The organism is Pseudomonas sp. DWP2-2, from assembly GCF_049897065.1.
In the GTDB taxonomy this organism is placed as follows: Bacteria; Pseudomonadota; Gammaproteobacteria; order Pseudomonadales; family Pseudomonadaceae; genus Aquipseudomonas; species Aquipseudomonas paracarnis.
The window spans coordinates 60,431-81,697 of record NZ_JAFCVN010000004.1 but is presented as its reverse complement, the minus strand read 5'-3'; the positions used below and the strand labels follow the sequence as shown (position 1 = coordinate 81,697).

The 21,267-nt window shown below is 60.7% G+C and carries 23 protein-coding genes and 1 tRNA gene; 17 read left to right on the top strand and 7 right to left on the bottom strand.

Translation table 11 applies throughout. The features are described from left to right. Positions 1–10 precede the first annotated feature (10 nt). On the bottom strand, positions 11–910 hold the full coding sequence (locus tag ACP7CZ_RS10730) for a TIGR01777 family oxidoreductase (RefSeq protein ID WP_054896874.1): 900 nt from the start codon (positions 908–910) through the stop codon (positions 11–13). Between the two features lie 212 nt (positions 911–1,122). On the opposite strand from ACP7CZ_RS10730, the gene ACP7CZ_RS10725 reads away from it, so the two are divergent. The 12 genes from ACP7CZ_RS10725 (at position 1,123) to ACP7CZ_RS10670 (ending at position 11,112) form a co-directional block, all read left to right on the top strand. Beyond that, positions 1,123–2,109, top strand: coding sequence for an NAD(P)/FAD-dependent oxidoreductase (locus ACP7CZ_RS10725; RefSeq protein WP_034128068.1), 987 nt, complete (start codon positions 1,123–1,125; stop codon positions 2,107–2,109). Continuing rightward, positions 2,106–2,321, top strand: coding sequence for a TIGR02450 family Trp-rich protein (locus ACP7CZ_RS10720; RefSeq protein WP_054896873.1), 216 nt, complete (start codon positions 2,106–2,108; stop codon positions 2,319–2,321). The genes ACP7CZ_RS10725 and ACP7CZ_RS10720 overlap by 4 nt, the downstream gene beginning before the upstream one ends. 112 nt (positions 2,322–2,433) lie before the next feature. After that, on the top strand, positions 2,434–3,393 hold the full coding sequence (locus ACP7CZ_RS10715; protein ID WP_054896872.1) for a YbgA family protein: 960 nt from the start codon (positions 2,434–2,436) through the stop codon (positions 3,391–3,393). Positions 3,394–3,396: 3 nt separating this feature from the next. After that, the gene (locus ACP7CZ_RS10710) at positions 3,397–4,326 is read left to right on the top strand and encodes a MerR family transcriptional regulator (protein WP_034128070.1); all 930 of its coding nucleotides are present in this window, start codon (positions 3,397–3,399) and stop codon (positions 4,324–4,326) included. Continuing rightward, positions 4,327–5,769, top strand: a complete 1,443-nt coding sequence (gene phrB, locus ACP7CZ_RS10705; RefSeq protein WP_198791010.1) for a deoxyribodipyrimidine photo-lyase — start codon at positions 4,327–4,329, stop codon at positions 5,767–5,769. After that, the gene (locus tag ACP7CZ_RS10700; RefSeq protein WP_054896870.1) at positions 5,762–6,184 is read left to right on the top strand and encodes a nuclear transport factor 2 family protein; all 423 of its coding nucleotides are present in this window, start codon (positions 5,762–5,764) and stop codon (positions 6,182–6,184) included. Before phrB ends, ACP7CZ_RS10700 begins: the two co-directional genes overlap by 8 nt. Continuing rightward, on the top strand, positions 6,181–6,963 hold the full coding sequence (locus ACP7CZ_RS10695; protein ID WP_054896869.1) for an SDR family NAD(P)-dependent oxidoreductase: 783 nt from the start codon (positions 6,181–6,183) through the stop codon (positions 6,961–6,963). The genes ACP7CZ_RS10700 and ACP7CZ_RS10695 overlap by 4 nt, the downstream gene beginning before the upstream one ends. Beyond that, positions 6,960–8,207 (top strand): NAD(P)/FAD-dependent oxidoreductase, encoded by a 1,248-nt coding sequence (locus tag ACP7CZ_RS10690; RefSeq protein ID WP_054922542.1) that lies wholly within the window; start codon positions 6,960–6,962, stop codon positions 8,205–8,207. Before ACP7CZ_RS10695 ends, ACP7CZ_RS10690 begins: the two co-directional genes overlap by 4 nt. Next, complete coding sequence (locus ACP7CZ_RS10685; RefSeq protein ID WP_294151203.1) at positions 8,204–9,013, top strand: DUF1365 domain-containing protein; 810 nt, start codon at positions 8,204–8,206, stop codon at positions 9,011–9,013. Before ACP7CZ_RS10690 ends, ACP7CZ_RS10685 begins: the two co-directional genes overlap by 4 nt. Then, complete coding sequence (locus ACP7CZ_RS10680) at positions 9,000–10,271, top strand: SAM-dependent methyltransferase (protein ID WP_054896866.1); 1,272 nt, start codon at positions 9,000–9,002, stop codon at positions 10,269–10,271. Before ACP7CZ_RS10685 ends, ACP7CZ_RS10680 begins: the two co-directional genes overlap by 14 nt. Then, positions 10,264–10,755, top strand: a complete 492-nt coding sequence (locus ACP7CZ_RS10675; RefSeq protein ID WP_057977391.1) for a DUF2878 domain-containing protein — start codon at positions 10,264–10,266, stop codon at positions 10,753–10,755. Before ACP7CZ_RS10680 ends, ACP7CZ_RS10675 begins: the two co-directional genes overlap by 8 nt. Positions 10,756–10,809: 54 nt before the next feature. Continuing rightward, a complete protein-coding gene (locus ACP7CZ_RS10670; protein WP_054922553.1) occupies positions 10,810–11,112 on the top strand; it encodes a YkgJ family cysteine cluster protein in 303 nt (100 codons plus the stop codon). A gap of 108 nt (positions 11,113–11,220) precedes the next feature. Here the strand turns inward: ACP7CZ_RS10670 and ACP7CZ_RS10665 are convergent, their stop codons facing one another. From ACP7CZ_RS10665 to hemA, 6 genes are all read right to left on the bottom strand, one after another. Further along, a complete protein-coding gene (locus tag ACP7CZ_RS10665; RefSeq protein WP_014716838.1) occupies positions 11,221–11,739 on the bottom strand; it encodes an acyloxyacyl hydrolase in 519 nt (172 codons plus the stop codon). A 111-nt stretch (positions 11,740–11,850) separates the two neighbouring features. Further along, on the bottom strand, positions 11,851–12,645 hold the full coding sequence (gene murI, locus ACP7CZ_RS10660) for a glutamate racemase (RefSeq protein WP_294151248.1): 795 nt from the start codon (positions 12,643–12,645) through the stop codon (positions 11,851–11,853). Then, entirely contained in the window at positions 12,638–13,393 is a 756-nt protein-coding gene (locus ACP7CZ_RS10655; RefSeq protein ID WP_034128079.1) for a molybdopterin-synthase adenylyltransferase MoeB, read from the bottom strand. Before ACP7CZ_RS10655 ends, murI begins: the two co-directional genes overlap by 8 nt. Continuing rightward, positions 13,387–14,217, bottom strand: coding sequence for a peptide chain release factor N(5)-glutamine methyltransferase (gene prmC / locus ACP7CZ_RS10650; RefSeq protein ID WP_294151252.1), 831 nt, complete (start codon positions 14,215–14,217; stop codon positions 13,387–13,389). Before prmC ends, ACP7CZ_RS10655 begins: the two co-directional genes overlap by 7 nt. After that, on the bottom strand, positions 14,218–15,300 hold the full coding sequence (gene prfA / locus ACP7CZ_RS10645) for a peptide chain release factor 1 (RefSeq protein WP_054896862.1): 1,083 nt from the start codon (positions 15,298–15,300) through the stop codon (positions 14,218–14,220). Beyond that, positions 15,297–16,586: a glutamyl-tRNA reductase gene (gene hemA / locus ACP7CZ_RS10640; protein WP_003188356.1), complete on the bottom strand. Its 1,290-nt coding sequence runs from the start codon at positions 16,584–16,586 to the stop codon at positions 15,297–15,299. The genes prfA and hemA overlap by 4 nt, the downstream gene beginning before the upstream one ends. Positions 16,587–16,902: 316 nt before the next feature. Here hemA and ACP7CZ_RS10635 point away from each other — a divergent pair, with 316 nt between their 5' ends. From ACP7CZ_RS10635 to ACP7CZ_RS10615, 5 genes are all read left to right on the top strand, one after another. Next, a complete protein-coding gene (locus ACP7CZ_RS10635; protein WP_181125151.1) occupies positions 16,903–18,627 on the top strand; it encodes a tetratricopeptide repeat protein in 1,725 nt (574 codons plus the stop codon). A 4-nt stretch (positions 18,628–18,631) separates the two neighbouring features. Next, a complete protein-coding gene (gene lolB, locus ACP7CZ_RS10630) occupies positions 18,632–19,249 on the top strand; it encodes a lipoprotein insertase outer membrane protein LolB (RefSeq protein ID WP_032893661.1) in 618 nt (205 codons plus the stop codon). Between the two features lies 1 nt (position 19,250). Continuing rightward, a complete protein-coding gene (ispE, locus tag ACP7CZ_RS10625; protein WP_034128083.1) occupies positions 19,251–20,102 on the top strand; it encodes a 4-(cytidine 5'-diphospho)-2-C-methyl-D-erythritol kinase in 852 nt (283 codons plus the stop codon). Positions 20,103–20,139: 37 nt separating this feature from the next. Further along, positions 20,140–20,214 (top strand) — tRNA-Gln (locus ACP7CZ_RS10620). 46 nt (positions 20,215–20,260) lie between these two features. Continuing rightward, positions 20,261–21,202: a ribose-phosphate pyrophosphokinase gene (locus ACP7CZ_RS10615; protein WP_003171603.1), complete on the top strand. Its 942-nt coding sequence runs from the start codon at positions 20,261–20,263 to the stop codon at positions 21,200–21,202. Positions 21,203–21,267 lie beyond the last annotated feature (65 nt).

The following is a 21,267-nucleotide window of genomic DNA, read 5'->3' as shown; positions in this document are numbered from 1 at the left end:
CATCCTATCTTTAGAGGCGGCTGGACAAGTCGTCCAGAGCCGCACGCAACTCAGTGAACTGGAAAGTGAAACCTGCGGCCTGCAGCCGTTCAGGCAAAGCCTTTTGCCCGCCCAGCAACAAGCCGGACAACTCACCCAGGCCAACCTTCAACGCAAATGCCGGCATCGGCATGAACGCCGGGCGGTGCAGCACCTGGCCCAAGGTCTTGGCAAATTCGCGGTTGCGCACCGGGTGCGGCGCGCAGGCATTATAAGGACCGTTGGCGTCTTGCTTGTGCAGAAGAAAATCAATCAGGGCGATTTGATCCTTGATATGCACCCAGGGCATCCACTGCCGTCCATTGCCAATCGGCCCGCCCAGCGCCAGTTTGAACGGCAGCAGCAGGCGCGACAAAAAGCCGCCCTCGGCAGACAGCACCAACCCCGTACGCACCAGCACCACGCGAATGCCCAAGGCTTCGGCACGCTGGGCGGTTTCCTCCCAGGCGATACACAACTGGCTGGGGAAGTCATCCAGCACCGGGCCGCTGGCTTCGGTCAGTTCGCGCTCGCCGCCGTCGCCGTACCAACCCACCGCAGAGCCGGAGATCAGCACCGCCGGTTTTTGTTCCAGGCTTTCCATCCAGGCCAGCAAGGTTTCGGTGAGGTGAATGCGACTGTTCCACAGCAATGCCTTGCGCTTATGGGTCCAAGGCCGGTCCGCGATAGGCGCGCCTGCCAGGTTGACCACCGCGTCCACCGTGCCAATCACCTCTTGTAGGCGAGCCACTCCGAGCACCTGCGCACCGCACACCCGGGCGACCGTTTCCGGTTGCCGGCTCCACACCGTCAGGCGGTGGCCTTGCGCGAGCCAGTGCTTGCAGAGTTGACGGCCGATCAAGCCGGTACCGCCGGTCAGCAAAATATGCATGGGACTCTCCTCATGTAACGTTCGCCGCCGCTCACTGGTCTATTTTATAAGCAGGGATCAATTTGATAATTGAGCGTGACGGGGGTTCAAGCCTTAGCTTAACCATAGGTCACGCCACACAATCAGGCACGCCAAAACTTATACCAAAAAACAATATTGTACAGCTATTGGTGTCGGCGTAGTCTGTACCCAACGGTAAAACGAGGCCTCCCATGACTGTTCCCATCGCGATCATTGGTACCGGCATCGCCGGTCTCTCCGCCGCCCGAGCGTTACAAGACGCTGGGCATGCAGTGCATCTCTTCGATAAAAGCCGCGGCAGCGGTGGCCGCATGTCCAGCAAGCGCAGCGACGCCGGCGCGCTGGATATGGGCGCGCAATACTTCACCGCTCGCGACCGGCGCTTCGTCAACGAAGTGCAGCGCTGGCAAAGCAACGGCTGGGCCGAGCAGTGGAAGCCCCAGTTGTATAACTTCAAGTCCGGGCAATTGACGCCCTCCCCCGATGAGCAGATCCGCTGGGTGGGCACGCCGCGCATGAGCGCCATCACTCGCGCCCTGCTCGACGACTTGCCGGTGGAGTTCGGTTGCCGCATCACCGAAGTCTTCCAGGGCACGCAGCACTGGAACCTGCTCGACGCGGACGGCGGCAATCACGGCCCTTTCAGTCACGTGATCATTGCCACGCCGGCGCCCCAAGCCACCGCCCTGCTGGCCGCCGCGCCCAAGCTGGCGAGCGCCGCCGCCGGGGTAAAAATGGACCCGACCTGGGCCATCGCCCTGGCGTTCGACAAGCCCCTGGATACGCCGATGGAGGGCTGCTTCGTGCAAGACAGCCCCCTCGACTGGCTGGCGCGCAACCGCAGCAAGCCCGGGCGCGATACCACCCTCGACACCTGGGTGCTGCACGCCACCAGCGCCTGGAGCAAGGCCCACCTGGACCTGCCCAAGGAAGCGGTGATCGAACACCTGCACGGCGCCTTTGCCGAATTGCTGCACAGCGCCATGCCTGCGCCGTCGTTCAGCCTGGCGCACCGTTGGCTCTACGCGCGCCCATCGAGCAGCCATGAATTCGGCGTGCTGGCCGACGCCGACCTGGGCCTGTTCGTCTGTGGTGACTGGTGCCTCTCCGGCCGGGTGGAAGGTGCCTGGTTGAGTGGCCAGGAAGCGGCGCGACGCTTGATCGAGCACTTGCAATGAACCGCATCAACCCCGCCAAACTGCTGCTGTCAAAATGGACGGCAGCTCATCCCCGCCACAAGGAAAAACACTTCCTGGTCACCGAATTGTTCCGTGACGACGAGGGCACGGTGCTGGACATCGAACTGCAGGCCATCCTTACTCGGCGCGCCGAACGCCTGCCCTGGCAGACCCTGAAAAACGCTGAGGACTGGACAATCGGCTGGAAATAAAGCGGCGGCACAACCCTGTACAAAATATTTGACTTGTACAACATCGAGCCTATGATGAGATTTAGTTGTACAAGATTTGTAGCTTGTACAGGATTCTTGCAGAGGTTTGCTTATGTCCAGCCGTGTGAAACCGAAGATCGCCATCAGCGCCTGCCTTCTGGGTGAGAACGTGCGCTTCAATGGCGGTCATAAACAGTCCCTGCTATGCAGTCAGACCCTCAGTGACTATTTCGATTTCGTCCCGTTGTGCCCTGAAGTTGCCATCGGCCTGGGCATTCCTCGGCAAGCGATCCGCCTGGTCGGGGACCCCAACCACCCGCAGGCCGTGGGCAGCGTAAACCCTGCGCTCAATGTCACTCAGCCACTGGATGATTACGGCCAGCAAATGGCCCGGGAACATACCGACCTGTGCGGCTACATCTTCATGCAAAAGTCACCGTCCTGCGGCCTGGAGCGGGTCAAGGTGTACCGCGACAACGGCACGCCCGTCGACGGCGGCGGGCGCGGCATTTACGCCCAGGCGTTTTGTGCTCGACACCCCAACCTGCCGGTGGAGGAAGACGGTCGCCTGAACGACCCGGTGCTGCGGGAAAACTTCCTCACCCGCGTATTCGTGTACGCCAGTTGGCAGCAACTGTTGGCCGACGGCCTTACCCGTCACCGCTTGCTGACGTTTCACTCGCGCTACAAGTACCTGCTGATGGCCCACAGCCCGGCGCATTACAAAAGCCTGGGCCACTTGCTCGGCAGCATGGGCAAGGGCATTGACCTGCAAGCTTTGGCCGACGGCTATTTCAGCGAACTGATGGCGGGCCTGAAAAAATGCGCGACTCGCGCTACCCATACCAATGTGCTGCAACACATCAGTGGCTATCTCAAGCAAGCCATCAGTGCCGATGACAAACAGGAAATGCAGACCGTCATCGGCCAATACCGCCACGGCATCGTGCCACTGGTGGTGCCGCTGACCCTGCTCAAACACCACTTTCGCCAACATCCGGACCGCTACATCGCGCAGCAGGCCTACCTGCAACCGCACCCGGAAAACCTCAGCCTGCGTAATGCGATCTAACCCATGAAACCTGCCCTGCTCGACGAACCCGGCGAAGACCTCGCCCTGGCCCTGGAAAACGGCTGGCTGCCGATCCGCGAGGTGGCGCGCCAGACCGGCGTGAATGCGGTGACGCTGCGCGCGTGGGAGCGCCGCTACGGCCTCATCGTGCCCCAGCGCACGCCCAAAGGGCATCGGTTGTTCAGCGCCGAACATGTGCAACGCATCCAGGCCATCCTCACCTGGCTCAATCGCGGCGTGCCGGTCAGCCAGGTCAAAGGGCTGATCGACTCCGCCCAAGGTAGCCCGGAGCCGATGGAAAACGAGTGGCAGAGCCTGCGCCAGCATTTGGTGAGTGCCATCAGTGAACTGGCCGAGCGCCGGGTCGATGACGCCTTCAACCAGGCCATGGCGCTTTACCCGCCACGCACCTTGTGCGAGCAATTGATGCTACCGCTGCTCAACGAGCTGGAACAACGCTGGCAGGGCCAGTTCGGCGCGCAGATGGAGCGGGTGTTCTTCCTGTCCTGGCTGCGCAGCAAGTTTGGCGCACGGATCTATCACAACAATCGTCAACTCCACGGCGCGCCCCTGTTGCTGGTCAATCATTCCGACCTGCCCCTGGAACCGCACCTGTGGCTCAGCGCCTGGCTGGCCAGCAGTGCCGATTGCCCGGTGGAAGTATTCGATTGGCCACTGCCTGTCGGCGAACTGGCCCTGGCGGTGGAACACCTGCAACCCCGTGCGGTGCTGCTGTACTCAAGCAAGGCGTTGCAAGTGTCGGCACTCAGCAAACTGCTGGGCGGCATCCATTGCCCAACGGTGATTGCCGGACCAACGGTGTGCATCCACCACGCCGAGTTGGGCGTATTAACCCAGGACATCCCTGAGTTGTTCGTGGCCGAGGACCTGTTGGCGGCCCATCAATTATTGATCCAGCGTGGAATTGTCTAAATGCATCTGATCTGGCTGCGCACCGACTTGCGCCTGCACGACAACACTGCCCTGGCGGCCGCGTGCCAGCGCGGCCCCGTCGCGGCTGTTTACCTGATCACGCCCGAGCAATGGCAGGCGCATGATGACGCGCCGTGCAAAGTCGATTTCTGGCTGCGCAACTTGCAGCACCTGAGCCAGGCACTGGGCAACCTCAACATTCCGCTGTTAATCCGCCACGCCGCGACCTGGGACCAGGCGCCGACGGTACTGAGCCAACTGTGCCGCGAGCTGTCGGTGGAGTCGGTACACGTCAACGAGGAATATGGCGTTCACGAGAGCCGCCGCGACCGCGCCGTGGCCCAGGCCCTGGAAGCTGACGGCGTGACCTTCCACAGCTACCTGGACCAACTGTTTTTCCAGCCGGGTAGTGTGCTGACCAAGACCGGCACCTACTTCCAGGTGTTCAGCCAGTTCCGCAAGGTCTGCTACAGCCGCCTGCACAGCGCCCTGCCCCGCGTGGTGCCGACGCCAAAGGCCCAGGCCAAGCCTGGCGTGAAAAGCGACCCTGTGCCGACGGCAGTCGAAGGGTTCCAGACACCCAGCGAAAACTTGCGTGCGCTCTGGCCCGCTGGCGAAGACGAGGCGCGCCGTCGCCTCGATGCCTTCGTTGATCAGCAGATCAGCTATTACAAGGACGAACGCGACTTCCCGGCCAAGCCCGGCACCAGTCAGCTTTCTGCCTACCTGGCCGCCGGAGTGGTTTCGCCGCGCCAGTGCTTGCACGCCGCGCTGCAAGCCAACCAGGGCGAGTTCGAAAGCGGCGACATCGGCGCCATCACCTGGATCAACGAGCTGCTGTGGCGCGAGTTCTACAAGCACATCCTGGTCGGCTACCCACGGGTTTCCCGCCACCGCGCGTTTCGCCCGGAAACCGAAGCGCTGGCTTGGCGCAAGGCGCCCGAAGACCTGGCCGCCTGGCAACAGGCGCGCACCGGCTTGCCGATCATCGACGCGGCCATGCGCCAATTGCTGGAAACCGGCTGGATGCACAACCGCCTGCGCATGGTGGTGGCGATGTTCCTGACGAAGAACCTGCTGATCGACTGGCGCGAGGGCGAGCGCTTCTTTATGCGCCACCTGATCGACGGTGATCTGGCGGCCAACAACGGCGGCTGGCAATGGAGTTCGTCCACGGGCACCGACTCGGCGCCGTATTTCCGGATATTCAGCCCGCTGAGCCAATCGGAAAAATTCGACGGTGACGGCGTATTCATCAAACGCTGGCTCCCGGAACTGGCCGCGCTGAATAAAAAACAAGTGCACAACCCCGAAGCGGCTGGGGGCCTGTTCGGCGTGGCGGATTACCCGCGTGCCATCGTCGATTTGAAACAGTCTCGCGAGCGCGCCTTGGCCGCATTTCGCCGGCTGCCCTCGCGTCAGGAGATGGCCGAACATGAGTGACTTCCTGCACCAGTTTGCCCACACCTTCGCCACGCTGGACAAGCACAACCTGCACCTGCTCGGCCGCCTGTACAGCGAGGACACCGCCTTTGCCGACCCCCTGCATGAAGTCCAGGGCCTGCCAGCGTTGCGGCGTTACTTTGCCGACTTGTACAGCAACGTCAGCGAGCTGCATTTTGACTTCCACGGCTTCGATACCGTGGCCGAAGGCGAGGGCTACCTGCGCTGGACTATGCGTTTTCGTCACCCACGCTTGGCCAGCGGCCAGGTGATCGAGGTGCCAGGCTGTTCTCATTTGATGTGGCACGACAAGGTTTACCGCCATCGCGACTATTTCGATGCCGGCGCCCTGCTCTATGAACATGTCCCCCTACTGGGTCGCGTTATTCGTTGGCTGAAAAGGAGAATGGGATGAGCCTTACACCGCCCCGTCGTTATTGGCTGACCGGCGCCAGCAGTGGTATCGGTGCGTCGCTGGCCGTGGAGTTGCTCGAGAGCGGCGCCCAAGTGGCCCTGAGTTCCCGCACCCAAGGCCCGCTGGATGCCCTCGCCCTTCGATATCCAGGCCAGGTTCTGGTGGTGGCCGGCGACCTGACCAACAGCCAGACCGTGCGCGAGATCGGCGAGCGTATCAGCGAGGTCTGGGGTTCGCTGGACACGGTGATCCTCAACGCCGGCACTTGTGAATACGTCGACGCCCGGCAATTTGACGCCTCGATCATCGAGCACGTGGTGCGTACCAATCTGCTGGCCAGCAGTTATTGCATCGAGGCCGCGCTGCCACTGTTGCGCGCAGGGCGCACCCCGCACCTGGTGGGCGTGGCCAGTGCCGTGACCTACCTGCCCATGCCCCGCGCCGAAGCCTACGGCGCGTCCAAGGCCGGCCTGCGTTACTTGTTCGAATCCCTGCGTATCGGCCTATCGCCGGAAAACATCGATGTCACGGTGATCAGCCCAGGCTTCGTCGACACGCCGCTGACCGAGCGCAATGATTTCCCGATGCCCCTGAGCTGGCCGGCCGACAAAGCCGCGAAACACATTTTCGCCAAGCTGGAAAAACGCCCGCTGGAAATCGCCTTTCCGGCCCTGTTCATTGCCACCTTGTGGCCGCTGTCGAAGCTGCCCAACCGCGCGCAACTGATCATCGGCAAACGCATGCTGCGCAGCCCGCCACCGAAGAAGGACGACCTGTGAAGATCGCCATTATCGGCAGCGGCATCGCCGGGCTGACCAGCGCCTACCTGCTCAGCCGTCGCCACGACATTACGCTGTTCGAGGCCAATGACTGCATTGGCGGGCATACACACACGGCCAACGTGACGGTCGACGGCAAAAACTATGCGGTGGACACGGGCTTCATTGTGTTCAACGACTGGACCTACCCGAACTTCATCCGTCTGCTGGAGCAGATCGGGGTCAGGTTCAAACCCACCGAGATGAGTTTTTCGGTGTGCGACCAAAGCACAGGCTTCGAGTACAACGGCAACAACCTCAACAGCCTGTTTGCCCAGCGCCGCAATATTCTGTCGCCGGGATTCTGGGGCATGTTGCGCGATATCCTGCGCTTCAATCGCCAGGCGCCCCTGGACTTGCAAGAACAGCGCATCAGCGCCGACATGACCCTGGGCGATTACCTCACCGCTGGCGGCTATGGCCCCAGGTTTATCCGGCATTACATCGTGCCGATGGGCGCTGCCATCTGGTCGATGTCCCTGGCCGATATGCTCAAGTTTCCGCTGCAGTTTTTTGTGCGCTTCTTCAAGAACCACGGCTTGCTCTCGGTGAGCAACCGCCCGCAATGGTGCGTGATCGAAGGCGGTTCCAGCTGTTATATCGAGCCGCTGACCCGCAGCTTTCGCGAACAGATACGGCTCAACTGCCCTGTGCATAAGGTGCAACGCAGCGACGAAGGTGTAGTTATCCACAGCCCGGCCGGCAGCGAAACCTTCGACCGCGTGGTATTCGCCTGCCACAGCGATCAGGCCCTGGCCTTGCTCGATGACCCCAGCCAGGCCGAACAGCAGATCCTCGGCGCCCTGCCCTACGCCGAAAACGACGTGGTGCTGCACACCGACACACGCCTGCTGCCCGACCGCAAACTGGCCTGGGCCAGCTGGAACTATCGGCTGACGGGCAACGTGCAACAACAGGCCGCCGTCACCTATGACATGAACATCCTGCAAGGCATCGACAGCGCCACTACCTTTTGCGTCAGCCTCAACCAGACGCCGATGATCAACCCACTGAAGATCCTGGCGCGCTACACCTACGCCCATCCGCAATACAGCCTGGCCGCAGTCGCCGCACAGGCACGCTGGGAAGAATTGAACGGCGTGCGCAATACCTTTTACTGCGGGGCCTACTGGGCCAACGGCTTTCACGAAGACGGCGTGGTCAGCGCTCTGCGCGTGGCCCAGGCGTTTGGGGAAACCCTGTGAACAGCGCCTTGTACAGCGGCTGGATCGCCCATCGCCGGTTTACGCCCAAGGCCCACGCCTTTCGCTACCGCATCGGCCTGTTGTACCTGGACCTCAGCGAAGAGGATGAAGTACTGGGGCTCTCGCCGCTGGCCGGCACGGGTCGCCTGGCCCCCTTCGGCTTTCGCCAACAGGATTACCTGCGTGAATTCACACGCCACGGCATGAGCCTGAGCGATGCCGTGCGCCAGGAAGTCGGCAAGGCCCTGGGGCAAACACCCCAGGGCGCTATCTGCCTGCTGACCCAGGCCCGCAGTTGGGGCCTGGCTTTTAACCCGGTGAGTTTCTTCTACTGCTTCGAGGCTGACGGGCAACTGGCCGCGATCCTGTGTGAAGTGACCAACACCCCATGGCGCGAGCGCTATCACTACGTGCTGCCCGCCCAGACACTGGGCGCCGATGAGCACCAGCATTTCGCCGTGGCCAAGGCCTTCCATGTGTCGCCGTTTTTGCCTCGCGAGCTGGAATACCGCATGAGTTTCAGCCAGCCCGCCGCCAGGCTCGGCGTGCATATGGCCGATTGGCAGGGCACGCAAAAAGTCTTCGACGCCACCTTGAGCCTGGAAAAACAGGCACTGAACCGCGCCAGCCTGCATCGCTATTTGTGGCGCTTTCCCTGGATGACCGCCAAGACCGGCCTTGCGATCTACTGGCAAGCCTTGCGCCTGCTGCTCAAACGCACTCCGATTTTTTCCCACCAGGCCGCCGATGGCGCCTCTCGCACCGCAGTCGGGTATACCAAGGATCGCCACCATGAAATCCCCTAGCTTATCGGTCAAGGCTAACCGCCTGAACGTCAACGGCATGACCGCTGCGCTGTTGCGCAAAGGCGTGTTGCGCCAGCTCAGCCAATTGCGCCACGGCCAGTTGGTGATCATCGAGGATGGCGAGCGGCAAGTCTTCGGCGCACGGGAAGCGCACCTGCTGGGCGAGATCCAGATTCTCGACGCGGCGGTATGGGGGCTGGTAGCGGCCAATGGCTCGATCGGCGCTGGCGAAGCGTTTATCCATGGTTACTGGACCAGCCCCGACCTCACCGCCGTCGTGCGGGTGATGGTCAGCAACCTGGAGGTGCTCGACGCCATGGAAGGCGGGCTGGCACGCCTGGCGCGGCCGTTCACTCAGGGCCTGCACTGGCTCAACCGCAACACACGCAAAGGCTCGCAAAAAAACATCGCCGCCCATTACGACCTGGGCAACGACCTGTTCGAAGAATTTCTCGACCCCACCATGATGTACTCGGCCGCGCAATTCCTGACCCCCGATGACACCCTGGAACAGGCACAACTGAACAAATTAGCACGCATCTGCCAGAAACTGGCGCTCAAGCCCAGCGACCATCTGCTGGAAATCGGTACCGGCTGGGGCAGCATGGCGTTGTATGCGGCGCAGCATTACGGCTGCCGGGTCACCACCACGACCCTGTCCAAGGAACAGTTCGCCTACACCGCGCAGCGTATCCAGGCGGCGGGCCTGCAAGATCGTGTGACCGTGCTGCTGAGCGATTACCGCGACCTCACCGGTGAGTACGACAAGCTGGTGTCGATCGAAATGATTGAAGCGGTGGGCCATCGTTTCCTGCCCACCTATTTCAAACAATGTGCCCAGCTGCTCAAGCCCGACGGCCTGATGCTGCTGCAAGCCATCACTATTCGTGAACAACGCTTTGAGCAGGCCAAACGCAGCGTCGACTTTATCCAGCGCTACATCTTCCCTGGTGGCGCGCTGCCCTGTGTACAAAACATGCTGCAGATCGTCAGCCGTGACACCGACATGAACCTGCTGCACATGGAAGACTTCGGCCTGCACTACGCCCGCACCCTGCGCCTGTGGCATGAAAACTTTCGCCGCGCCCATGGCCGTCTTGCCGAACTCGGTTATGACGAATACTTCCTGCGCCTGTGGGAGTTTTACCTGTGCTACTGCGAAGGTGGCTTTATGGAGCGCACCATCGGCACCGCGCAGTTGCTGCTGGCCAAACCGGCGGCCATCAATCCGCCGCTGCTTGGGCGTTTCAGTGCTTAAATCCCTGGCCAACACCGTGCTGTTTCAGTGCGGCTGGTTTGCCTGCGTGCTCGGCGGCGATAGCCGTTGGCTGCTGATCGGCATCGCGGTACTGGGCGCACACTTGCTGTGGATAAGCTCTTGGGCAAGAGAGGGGCAAGTGATTCTGGCCGTGACGGTGCTGGGAACACTGGTCGATACGGCACTGCGTGGGCTCGGCGTGTTTGAGTTCAATACGCCGGGGCCACTGATTCCGCTGTGGCTGATACTGTTATGGGCCTTGCTGGCCACCACCTTGCGCCATTGCCTGGCCTGGAGCGCACGGCCCTGGTGGCTCGCCAGCCTGCTAGGCGCGGTGGGCGGGCCGTTGTCTTATTACGCCGGCAGTCAATTGGCAGGCGTGAGTTTTGCGTACGGCACCGCCCCAACACTGATCGGCCTGGCGCTGTTATGGGCCATGCTCTTTCCGCTGTTACACGGGGTTGCGCAGAGGCTGGAACACTGACGCCCGTCCGAGCATTCATACGCATCTGACGCACTTGCCTTACACTGCGCGCCTATGACCAACATCCCTCACATTCAAATCACCGAACCCGTCACGTGCTCGACGTGCGCGGCTTGTTGCTGCCAGCTGGAAGTCATGCTGATCACCGACACCGGCGTGCCACAACGCTTTATCGATACCGACGATTGGGGGGGTGAGGTGATGATGCGCCTGGACGACGGCTGGTGCGCAGCGCTGGACCGCGACACGATGATGTGCACGATCTATGAGCTTCGGCCGTTGATTTGCCGGGAGTTCGAGATGGGGGCGCCGGAATGCCTTGAAGAGCGTGAAGGCATTACCACGGCCTACCGCTGATTCTGTAGGAGCGAGCTTGCTCGCGAAAAACCTGAGAACGCCGCGTTAAACCTGATTCGCTGCGTTATCGTTGAGGTTCTTCGCGAGCAAGCTCGCTCCTACAGTGCATTACAGCGGCATGGTGTAGTGCAGCGAGTAACTCTCTACACCATCGTTATTGCTGCTAATGCCGGCGTTGGAATAATGCGTGGCACGAATGCCCACTTCATGCCCGCCGTTGAACCGCAGGCCGAAACCCAGGCGGTCTTCGAACTGGAAGGACTGGCCGATGTTGTTGTCTTCCAGCCGAGTGCGAGAGAACAACGCCACGCCGATACCGGCTTCGATGTAGGGTTTGACCGACTCGCCGGCAAACTCATACACAAACACCGGCGAGAACGACAGGCTGCTGGCGCCCGCACGATCATCCCCTTCCCAATAGGTATAGGCGCCGCTCCAGTAGCCGGTCAGTCGGCCGACATTGCTCTGCATCCAGCTCTTGTCCCAATCGGAGGTCAGGCCCAGGCGGTAGGTCAGCGTCGAATCGCTGGTGCTCCCCAAGCCGAACTCCAGGCCGGCGGCCTGGGCTGAAACAGAGTGTCCCAACATAGCGGCCGCAATCGCAGCCAAACAGAACAAGCGCTTCATGTGAAACATCCTTTGCAAACGAGATAATTTGGTTGTGTACAGGCTAACGGGCTATAGAAGCCGACGCATAGCCAGAAGTTCAGCTTTTTTCAGGCTGATTTCACGAAATTTTCACGAGCCAAAGCTTCGCACAACTCCAGGATGTTTCCAAAGTGCCGGTAGGATGTTTCTTAGGTGACACAGATCGCCGCTGGTCCAGAACTGTGCAGGTTCAGGTTCGCCAATGGCCAGCAGGTCGCGCTCACCCAGCAAGCGCTTGAGCTGGCGCGCCACGGCGGCGCCGGTATCAATGAGGATGATGCTGGGGGGCAGCATCTGCGCCAGGAGTGGCTTGAGGAAGGGATAATGAGTGCAACCCAGGATGATGGTGTCGCAACCGGCGCTAAGCAGCGGCTCAATATAGCCTTGCAGCAGGGAGTGCAAGGCGGGGCTGTTGAGGTCGCCGGCTTCAATCAGCTCCACCAGGCCCGGGCACGGCTGGGTAATCACCCGCACATCGGTGGCAAAACGGTCGAGCAAGGCGGCGAACTTGGCGCTTTGCAGTGTGCCCGTAGTGGCGAGCACACCCACCACACCACTGCGCGTGGCCGCGGCAGCAGGTTTGACCGCAGGCTCCATGCCTACCAGCGGCCAGTCGGGGTAGTCCTGGCGCAAATCGGCCACCGCGGCGACCGTCGCCGTGTTGCAGGCAATCACAAAGGCCTTGGCGCCCCGCTCGCGGAAAAACTCAGCGACCGAGCGAGAACGTTCAAGAATGAACGCCGGCGTTTTCTCACCATAGGGAATGTGCCCGCAGTCCGCCACGTACAGCAGTGACTCGTGGGGCAACAACTGCTGGATTTCTTCCAGCACCGTCAAGCCGCCGATACCGGAATCGAACACACCAACAGGCGCGCCCTTAACCATGCTTTGCCCCGCAGACGCTGCAGCCTGGGTCACGCTTGACGCGCAACTCGCGAAAACGCGTGGTCAGCGCATCGATCAACAACAGGCGCCCTACCAACGACTCACCAAAACCGGCCAGCAGCTTCAAGGCTTCCAGCGCTTGCAGGCTGCCAACCACACCGACCAACGGCCCGACAACGCCGGCTTCGCTGCAGGTCAGTTCAGTGTCGCTGCCGTGCCCATACAAACAGTGGTAGCAGGGACTGTCAGCGCGGCGGGGGTCGAATACCGACAATTGCCCCTCAAGGCGAATGGCCGCGCCACTGACCAACGGTTTGCCGGCGGCAACGCAGGCTACGTTGACCGCCTCGCGGGTAGAGAAGTTATCGCTGCAATCGAGCACCAGATCCACTGCGTTGACCGCAGCAGCCAGCGAGTCGGCATCCAGCGCAGCACGATGGGCGACCAGGGCGACTTCAGGGTTGATCGCTCTCAGGCGCCCCATGGCCGAATCGACCTTGGTCTGCCCCACGCTGTTAGTGTCATGGATGATCTGGCGTTGCAGGTTGGTCAAATCGACCGTATCGAAATCCGCCAGGTGCAATTCGCCCACCCCAGCAGCGGCCAGGTAAAGCGCCACCGGAGCGCCCAGGCCACCCAGGCCGACGATCAACGCGCGGCTCTGTTTCAGGCGTAATTGACCATCAATGTCGACATGCTGCAACAGAATCTGCCGGCTATAGCGCAACAGCTCCTGATCGGTCAGCACGGGCGGCGCCCCAAGGTGATGCGTTCGTGACCGCCAAGGTCGATGCAACTGTGTACGCCGTCAAAGCCTTGGTTGAGTAACAAATCGCGCACGACCTGGGCCTGGTCGTAACCGTGTTCGAGCAACAGCCAGCCTCCGTCGTTCAGGTGGCCGGGAGACTCTTGGATGATCAGGCGCAAGTCGTCCAGGCCATCGTGCCCCGCCACCAGCGCACTGGCCGGTTCGAAGCGCACATCGCCGGCCACCAGGTGCGGGTCATTGTCGGCAATGTAGGGCGGGTTGCTGATGATCAGGTCGAAGCGCTGGCCTTGCAGGGCGCTGAACCAGTGGCTGTTGAGCACCGTGGCGTTAGTGAGGTGCAGGCGTTGACGATTGCGCTCGGCCAGGGCCACGGCCTCCAGCACACGGTCGACCGCCGTGACCTGCCAGGCCGGACGTTCGCTGGCCAAGGCCAAGGCGATGGCGCCGCTACCGGTGCCCAGGTCCAGGACCTGGGCGGGCGTGGCGGGCAGCAATTCCAGGGCAGCTTCCACCAGCAACTCAGTTTCCGGGCGGGGGATCAAAGTGTGCGGTGCCACTTCCAGGTCGAGTTTCCAGAAGCCTTGCTGGCCGAGGATATAGGCCACCGGCTCGCCGCTGCGGCGGCGCTGCAGGTAGCCGGAAAAGGTCAGCGCGTCTTCGCTGCTGACGATCTTTTCCGGCCAGGTATGCAGATAGCTGCGTGATTTGCCCAGGGCAGCGGCCAGCAGCAACTCCACGTCCAGGCGCGCCGTCGGCGAGTCGGGCAGGTCAGCGGCGCGCAGCAGGCTGGCGATGATGGTCATTTAGTCACCTATCGCTGCCAGTTGGTCGGCCTGGTATTCGGCGAGCAACGGCTCGATCACCGCATCCACGCCCCCGGCGAGAATTTCGTCGAGGGAATACAGGGTGAGGTTGACCCGATGGTCCGTGACCCGGCCCTGGGCAAAGTTGTAGGTACGGATACGCTCGGAGCGGTCGCCGGAGCCCACCAGCAGCTTGCGTTCGCTGGCAATTGCGTTGGCCGCGGCGCTGGTCTGCTGGTCGTTCAACTTGGCCGACAACCAGGACATGGCCCGCGCACGGTTCTTGTGCTGGGAACGTTCTTCCTGGCACTCCACCACAATGCCCGACGGCAAGTGTGTGATACGGATCGCCGAGTCGGTCTTGTTAACGTGCTGGCCACCCGCGCCGGATGAGCGGTAAGTGTCGACACGCAAATCCGCCGGGTTGATCTCGATGGCTTCCTGTTCGTCCGGCTCAGGCAACACCGCGACGGTGCACGCCGAGGTGTGGATACGGCCTTGGGATTCGGTCGCAGGCACCCGTTGCACGCGGTGCGCCCCGGATTCGAACTTCAGCTTGCCGTAGACGTTGTCGCCTTCAACCCGGGCGATGACTTCTTTATAGCCACCGTGCTCGCCCTCGTTCTCGGAGAGGATCTCCACGCGCCAGCCGCGACGCTCGGCATAGCGCGAATACATGCGGAACAGGTCACCGGAAAAAATCGCCGCCTCGTCGCCACCGGTACCAGCGCGGATTTCGAGGAAAACGTTGCGTCCGTCGTTAGGGTCCTTGGGCAGCAGCATGCGTTGCAGGTCACCCTCAAGCTCAGCGAGTTTTTCCTTGGCTTCGCGGACTTCTTCCACGGCCATTTCGCGCATGTCCGGGTCGCTGTCCTTGAGCAGGGCCTGGGCGCCTTCGAGGTCGGCCTGGACTTTCAGCAGGTGTTTATAAGTGGCCACAATGGGCTCAACTTCGGCGTATTCCTTGGAATAAGCACGGAATTTGGTTTGATCGGAAATGACCTCGCCATCGCCGAGCAAGGCGGTCAGTTCTTCGAAACGGTCCTGGAGCACGTCCAGTTTATTGAGCAGTGACGCTTTCATTGCGGTTTTTTATCCGAAGAGCTGTCTGACGCGCCCTCACCGAGGGCAAAGAGTTCCTGGGCCATGGCCAGCGCATCGAGGCGGCCTTCGGCGGTAAGCTTTTTCAACTGGACGCTAGGAGCGTGGAGCAGTTTGTTGGTCAGGCCACGGGCCAATTGCATCAGCACTTCCTCGGCGCCGCTGCCGTTGGCCAGCATGCGCTGGGCCTTGAGCAACTCTTCATCACGCAGGCGTTCACCCTGCTGACGATACGCCTTGAGCACATCCACTGCCGCCAGCTCACGCAGGCGCACCATGAAATCTTCGGCGCCGGTGCTGACCATTTCCTCGGCGGCCTGGGCGGCACCCTGACGACTCTTGAGGTTTTCAGCGACCACTTCATGCAGATCATCGACGCTATAAAGGTAAACGTCGTCCAACTCGCCGACTTCGGGCTCGATATCCCGTGGAACGGCGATATCTACCATGAAGATCGGCTTGTGCTTGCGCAGCTTCAACGCGCTCTCGACCGCGCCCTTGCCCAGAATCGGCAATTGGCTGGCGGTAGAACTGATGACGATATCACTGCGCACCAGTTCAGCGGGAATGTCCGACAGCAGCACCGCATGGGCACCGAACTGCTCGGCCAGAATGCTGGCGCGCTCCAGGGTGCGGTTGGCGACCACGATGCGCTTCACGCCAAGATCGTGCAGGTGACGGGCCACCAGGGTGATGGTTTCACCAGCGCCGATCAGCAGGGCCTGGCTGCGCTGCAAGTCGCTGAAAATCTGCTTGGCCAGGCTCACTGCGGCAAAGGCCACGGACACCGGGTTTTCGCCGATGGCCGTATCGGTACGCACTTGCTTGGCGGAATTAAAGGTGGCCTGGAACAGGCGGCCCAGCAATGGGCCGACGGTGCCGGCCTCACGCGCCACGGCGTAGGCAGACTTCATCTGGCCGAGAATCTGCGGTTCACCCAACACCAGCGAGTCGAGACCGGCCGCCACGCGCATCATGTGACGAACTGCCGCATCCTCTTCATGCACATAAGCGCTGGCACGCAGGTCATCGAGGCTCAAATGGTGATAATCGGCCAGCCAGCGCAGCACCACATCCGCCGAGAGATGTTCCTGCTCTATATAGAGCTCGCTGCGATTGCAGGTCGAAAGGATCGCAGCTTCGCGGCTGTCGGTAAGCCGGCAGAGCTGCTGCAAGGCCTCAACCAACTGCTCTGGCGTAAACGCCACGCGCTCGCGCACGTCTACGGAGGCAGTCTTGTGGTTAATACCGAGTGCGAGGAAGGCCATTCAATATCGCTGATGATGTCGGGAAGCCGACAATTGTCCTACTTCGAAAGATTCAGAACAACCACCGTCGTCTATTGTCCCTATACCTTATGCCTATCAATGCACTTTTGCAGGAGCGAGCTTGCTCGCGAAAATCGTCAACGATAACGCGGCAAGCCGGGCGCCCAGCGGCGCTCTCAGGTTTTTCGCCAGCAAGCTCGCTCCTACAAAGGAAAGGCAAAAGGCAGCAATAGTCGTATTCCGAGTGCCCCGGTTATGTTTGGCCGAAGGCTTGTGTCATGATGATCCGACCGCAGGTTAGTCGTCCTCTTCCTATATGAATAGATCTTCCGCGTTGCTCCTCGCTTTTGTCTTCCTCAGCGGCTGCCAGGCCATGGCACCCGTGTCGCCGGACGCTACGTCGCCGGTGGAAGACAGCACTCCCGCCCCTGAAAAACCCAAGGTTTATTCCTCGTTCAGTGAAGAAACGATCTACAGCCTGCTGACAGCTGAGCTGGCCGGCCAACGCAATCGCTTTGATATTGCGCTGGATAATTACGTGACCCAGGCCATCAACACCCAGGACCCGGGGATTTCCGAGCGAGCGTTTCGCATCGCCGAATACCTGGGCGCCGACCAGGCAGCGCTGGACACCTCGCTGATCTGGGCCAAAAATGCCCCGGATGATCTGGAAGCCCAGCGCGCCGCAGCCGTGCAACTGGCGCGTGCCGGGCGCTATGACGACTCCATGGTTTATATGGAGAAGGTTCTGCAGGGCAAAGGCGACACACATTTTGACTTTCTTGCGCTGTCGGCCGCCGACACCGACCAGGACACGCGCAACGGCCTGATGAAGAGTTTCGATCGCCTGCTGCAAAAGCACCCGAAGAACAGCCAGTTGATTTTCGGCAAGGCCCTGCTGCTGCAACAGGACGATGAAGCCGACGCCGCGCTCAAGCTGCTGGAGCAGAACCCGCCGGAAGAAGGTGAAATCGCGCCCATCCTGTTGCGTGCACGCCTGCTGCAAAGCCTTAACCGCGGCAAGGAAGCGATTCCGCTGCTGGAAAAAAGCATCAAGAAATACCCCGGCGACAAGCGCCTGCTCCTGACCTATGCACGTATGCTGGTTGAGCAGGACCGTATGGAAGACGCCAAAGTGCAGTTCGCCAACCTGGTCCAGCAATACCCGGACGACGACGAACTGCGTTATTCCCTGGCATTGGTGTGCCTGGAAGCCAAAGCCTGGGACGAGGCCAAGGGCTACCTGCAAGAGCTGATCGAACGTGACAGCCACGTGGACTCGGCGCACCTGAACCTGGGCCGCATCGCTGAAGAGCGCAACAACCCCCAGGCGGCCCTGCTTGAATACGCCCAGGTCGGCCCCGGCAATGATTATCTGCCAGCGCAATTGCGCCAGGCCGATATCCTGATGAGCAACGGCCGCACCGACGAAGCGGAAAAACGCCTGGCCGCGGCCCGCGATGCCGAGCCGGATTACGCCATCCAGCTGTACCTGATCCAGGCCGAGACCTTATCGGCCAACAAACAGGGCGAACGCGCCTGGAAACTGTTGCAACAGGCGTTGCTGCAATACCCCGACGATTTGAACCTGCTGTACACCCGCGCCATGCAGGCAGAAAAACGCAATGACCTGGCGCAGTTGGAAAAAGACCTGCGGCTGATCATCAAGCGCGACCCGGACAACGCCATGGCACTTAACGCCCTGGGCTACACCTTGTCCGACCGCACCACGCGCTACGCCGAAGCCAAGGCGCTGATCGAACAAGCCCATGCGCTCAACCCGGAAGACCCTGCCGTGCTCGACAGTCTGGGCTGGGTGAATTACCGCCTGGGCAACCTCGACGAGGCCGAGCGCTTGCTGCGCCAGGCCCTGGAGCGTTTCCCGGACCAGGAAGTTGCCGCACACTTGGGCGAAGTGCTCTGGGCCAATGGCAAGCAGCGCGAAGCCCGACAAATCTGGGAAAAATTCCTCAAGGAACAACCCGACAGCCCCATCCTGCGCAGCACCATCAAGCGCCTGACCGGATCCGAGACCCTTTAAATTTATGTTCTTGCGCCACGTTATCGTTTTCAGCTTCATCGCCCTGCTCGCCGGTTGCGCGGGTATTGGCAGCCGTGAATCCGTTGAAGGCCAGGGCAACCCGGCACAATGGAAACAACACAAGGACCAGCTCAGCAGCATTGATGGCTGGCAGATCGAAGGCAAGGTCGGGGTGCGTGCGCCGAAAGACTCTGGCAGCGGCACGCTGTTCTGGCTGCAGCGCCAGGACTATTACGACATTCGCCTCTCGGGCCCCCTGGGCCGTGGCGCGGCCCGCCTGACTGGCAGGCCAGGGCAAGTGAGCCTGGAAGTGGCCAACCAAGGCCGCTACGAGGCAACCTCCCCGGAAGAACTGCTGGAGCAGCAGATTGGCTGGAAGTTGCCCGTCTCGCATCTGGTCTGGTGGGTGCGCGGCTTGCCGGCGCCTGACAGCAAGAGCCGTCTGAGCCTCAATGGCGACAGCCGCCTCGCCACCCTGGAGCAGGATGGCTGGCAGGTCGAATATTTGAGCTACGTGGAGCAAAGCGGCTATTGGCTGCCCGAACGTATCAAGCTGCATGGCACCGACCTTGATGTCACGCTGGTGATCAAGGACTGGCAACCGCGCAAGCTGGGGCAATAACGTGTCCGTACAAAAATTGACCCTGCCCTCCCCGGCCAAGCTCAACCTGATGCTGCACATCCTTGGCCGCCGTGAAGATGGCTACCACGAGTTGCAGACGCTGTTTCAGTTTCTCGACTACGGCGATGAGCTCACCTTTGCCGTGCGTGACGATGGCGTGGTTCAGTTGCACACCGAATTCGACGGTGTGCCCCACGACAGCAATCTGATTGTGCGGGCGGCCAAAAAACTTCAGGAACAATCCGGCTGCCCACTTGGCATTGATATCTGGATCGACAAAATCCTGCCCATGGGCGGTGGTATCGGTGGCGGCAGCTCAAATGCCGCGACCACTTTGTTGGGCCTCAATCACTTATGGCAACTGGGCTGGGACCACGATCGCCTTGCTGCGCTGGGCCTCACGCTGGGCGCCGACGTCCCGGTTTTCGTGCGGGGGCACGCCGCATTTGCTGAAGGCGTCGGGGAAAAACTCACCCCTGTAGAGCCCGAAGAACCTTGGTATGTCGTGTTGGTGCCGCAAGTATCTGTAAGTACAGCAGAAATTTTTTCAGATCCGTTGTTGACACGTAACTCTTCTCCCATTAAAGTGCGCCCCGTTCCCAAGGGAAACAGTCGAAATGACTGCTTACCGGTTGTAGCAAGGCGTTATCCAGAGGTACGTAACGCTTTGAATTTGTTAGGTAAATTTACCGAAGCAAAATTAACCGGAACTGGAAGTTGTGTGTTTGGGGGCTTCCCAAGCAAAGCTGAAGCTGATAAAGTCTCGGCCCTTCTTACAGAGACCCTTACAGGGTTTGTAGCAAAAGGAAGCAACGTTTCGATGTTGCATCGCAAGCTGCAAAGTCTGCTCTAAAAGGAACCGAGTGTTAGGCACTCGTTGCAACAGATACAGGGGCGTCGCCAAGCGGTAAGGCAGCAGGTTTTGATCCTGCCATGCGTTGGTTCGAATCCAGCCGCCCCTGCCATTTTCTAATACTCATCCAGGTTACCCTCAGCCTCTAGGTACTGCGCGTGTCCAAGATGATGGTCTTTACGGGGAATGCCAACCCCGATTTGGCTCGACGTGTCGTACGTCAGCTGCATATCCCTCTCGGTGACATCTCTGTCGGTAAATTCTCCGACGGCGAAATTACAGCCGAGATCAATGAAAATGTCCGCGGTAAAGACGTCTTCATTATTCAGCCGACCTGCGCTCCGACCAACGATAACCTGATGGAACTCGTCGTGATGGCTGATGCCTTCCGCCGCTCCTCAGCGACTCGAATCACAGCTGTAATCCCTTACTTTGGTTATGCCCGTCAGGATCGCCGTCCGCGCTCCGCACGTGTAGCTATCAGCGCGAAAGTCGTTGCTGACATGCTGACCGTGGTAGGTATCGACCGTGTGCTCACGGTTGACCTGCACGCTGACCAAATCCAGGGGTTCTTCGATATTCCAGTAGATAACATCTACGGCTCCCCCGTCCTGGTGGATGACATCGAAGACCAGCGCTTTGAAAACCTGATGATCGTGTCCCCGGACATTGGTGGCGTCGTGCGTGCACGGGCTGTTGCCAAATCCCTGGGCGTGGACCTCGGGATCATCGACAAACGCCGTGAGAAAGCCAATCACTCTGAAGTGATGCATATCATCGGTGATGTCGAAGGGCGCACCTGTATTCTGGTTGATGACATGGTCGACACCGCCGGCACCCTGTGCCACGCGGCGAAAGCCTTGAAAGAGCACGGTGCAGCAAAAGTCTTCGCCTACTGCACACACCCTGTGCTGTCGGGCCGAGCGATCGAGAACATCGAGAACTCCGTGCTGGACGAACTGGTGGTGACCAACACCATCCCGTTGTCCGCCGCAGCTCAAGCCTGTGCACGTATCCGCCAACTGGATATTGCACCGGTCGTTGCCGAAGCGGTTCGCCGCATCAGCAATGAAGAATCGATCAGCGCGATGTTCCGTTAAGGGTCAAACCAACGGATCACCTCACTGACGAAAAGCGCCCCGCCCCAGCATTCCGCTGGGGCGGG

Coding starts and splice junctions, on each gene's coding strand:
- ACP7CZ_RS10730 (WP_054896874.1), bottom strand. CDS start 910: ATGCATATTTTGCTGACCGGCGGTACCGGCTTGATCGGCCGTCAACTC.
- ACP7CZ_RS10725 (WP_034128068.1), top strand. CDS start 1,123: ATGACTGTTCCCATCGCGATCATTGGTACCGGCATCGCCGGTCTCTCC.
- ACP7CZ_RS10720 (WP_054896873.1), top strand. CDS start 2,106: ATGAACCGCATCAACCCCGCCAAACTGCTGCTGTCAAAATGGACGGCA.
- ACP7CZ_RS10715 (WP_054896872.1), top strand. CDS start 2,434: ATGTCCAGCCGTGTGAAACCGAAGATCGCCATCAGCGCCTGCCTTCTG.
- ACP7CZ_RS10710 (WP_034128070.1), top strand. CDS start 3,397: ATGAAACCTGCCCTGCTCGACGAACCCGGCGAAGACCTCGCCCTGGCC.
- phrB (WP_198791010.1), top strand. CDS start 4,327: ATGCATCTGATCTGGCTGCGCACCGACTTGCGCCTGCACGACAACACT.
- ACP7CZ_RS10700 (WP_054896870.1), top strand. CDS start 5,762: ATGAGTGACTTCCTGCACCAGTTTGCCCACACCTTCGCCACGCTGGAC.
- ACP7CZ_RS10695 (WP_054896869.1), top strand. CDS start 6,181: ATGAGCCTTACACCGCCCCGTCGTTATTGGCTGACCGGCGCCAGCAGT.
- ACP7CZ_RS10680 (WP_054896866.1), top strand. CDS start 9,000: ATGAAATCCCCTAGCTTATCGGTCAAGGCTAACCGCCTGAACGTCAAC.
- ACP7CZ_RS10670 (WP_054922553.1), top strand. CDS start 10,810: ATGACCAACATCCCTCACATTCAAATCACCGAACCCGTCACGTGCTCG.
- ACP7CZ_RS10665 (WP_014716838.1), bottom strand. CDS start 11,739: ATGAAGCGCTTGTTCTGTTTGGCTGCGATTGCGGCCGCTATGTTGGGA.
- murI (WP_294151248.1), bottom strand. CDS start 12,645: ATGGTTAAGGGCGCGCCTGTTGGTGTGTTCGATTCCGGTATCGGCGGC.
- prmC (WP_294151252.1), bottom strand. CDS start 14,217: ATGACCATCATCGCCAGCCTGCTGCGCGCCGCTGACCTGCCCGACTCG.
- prfA (WP_054896862.1), bottom strand. CDS start 15,300: ATGAAAGCGTCACTGCTCAATAAACTGGACGTGCTCCAGGACCGTTTC.
- hemA (WP_003188356.1), bottom strand. CDS start 16,586: ATGGCCTTCCTCGCACTCGGTATTAACCACAAGACTGCCTCCGTAGAC.
- ACP7CZ_RS10635 (WP_181125151.1), top strand. CDS start 16,903: ATGAATAGATCTTCCGCGTTGCTCCTCGCTTTTGTCTTCCTCAGCGGC.
- lolB (WP_032893661.1), top strand. CDS start 18,632: ATGTTCTTGCGCCACGTTATCGTTTTCAGCTTCATCGCCCTGCTCGCC.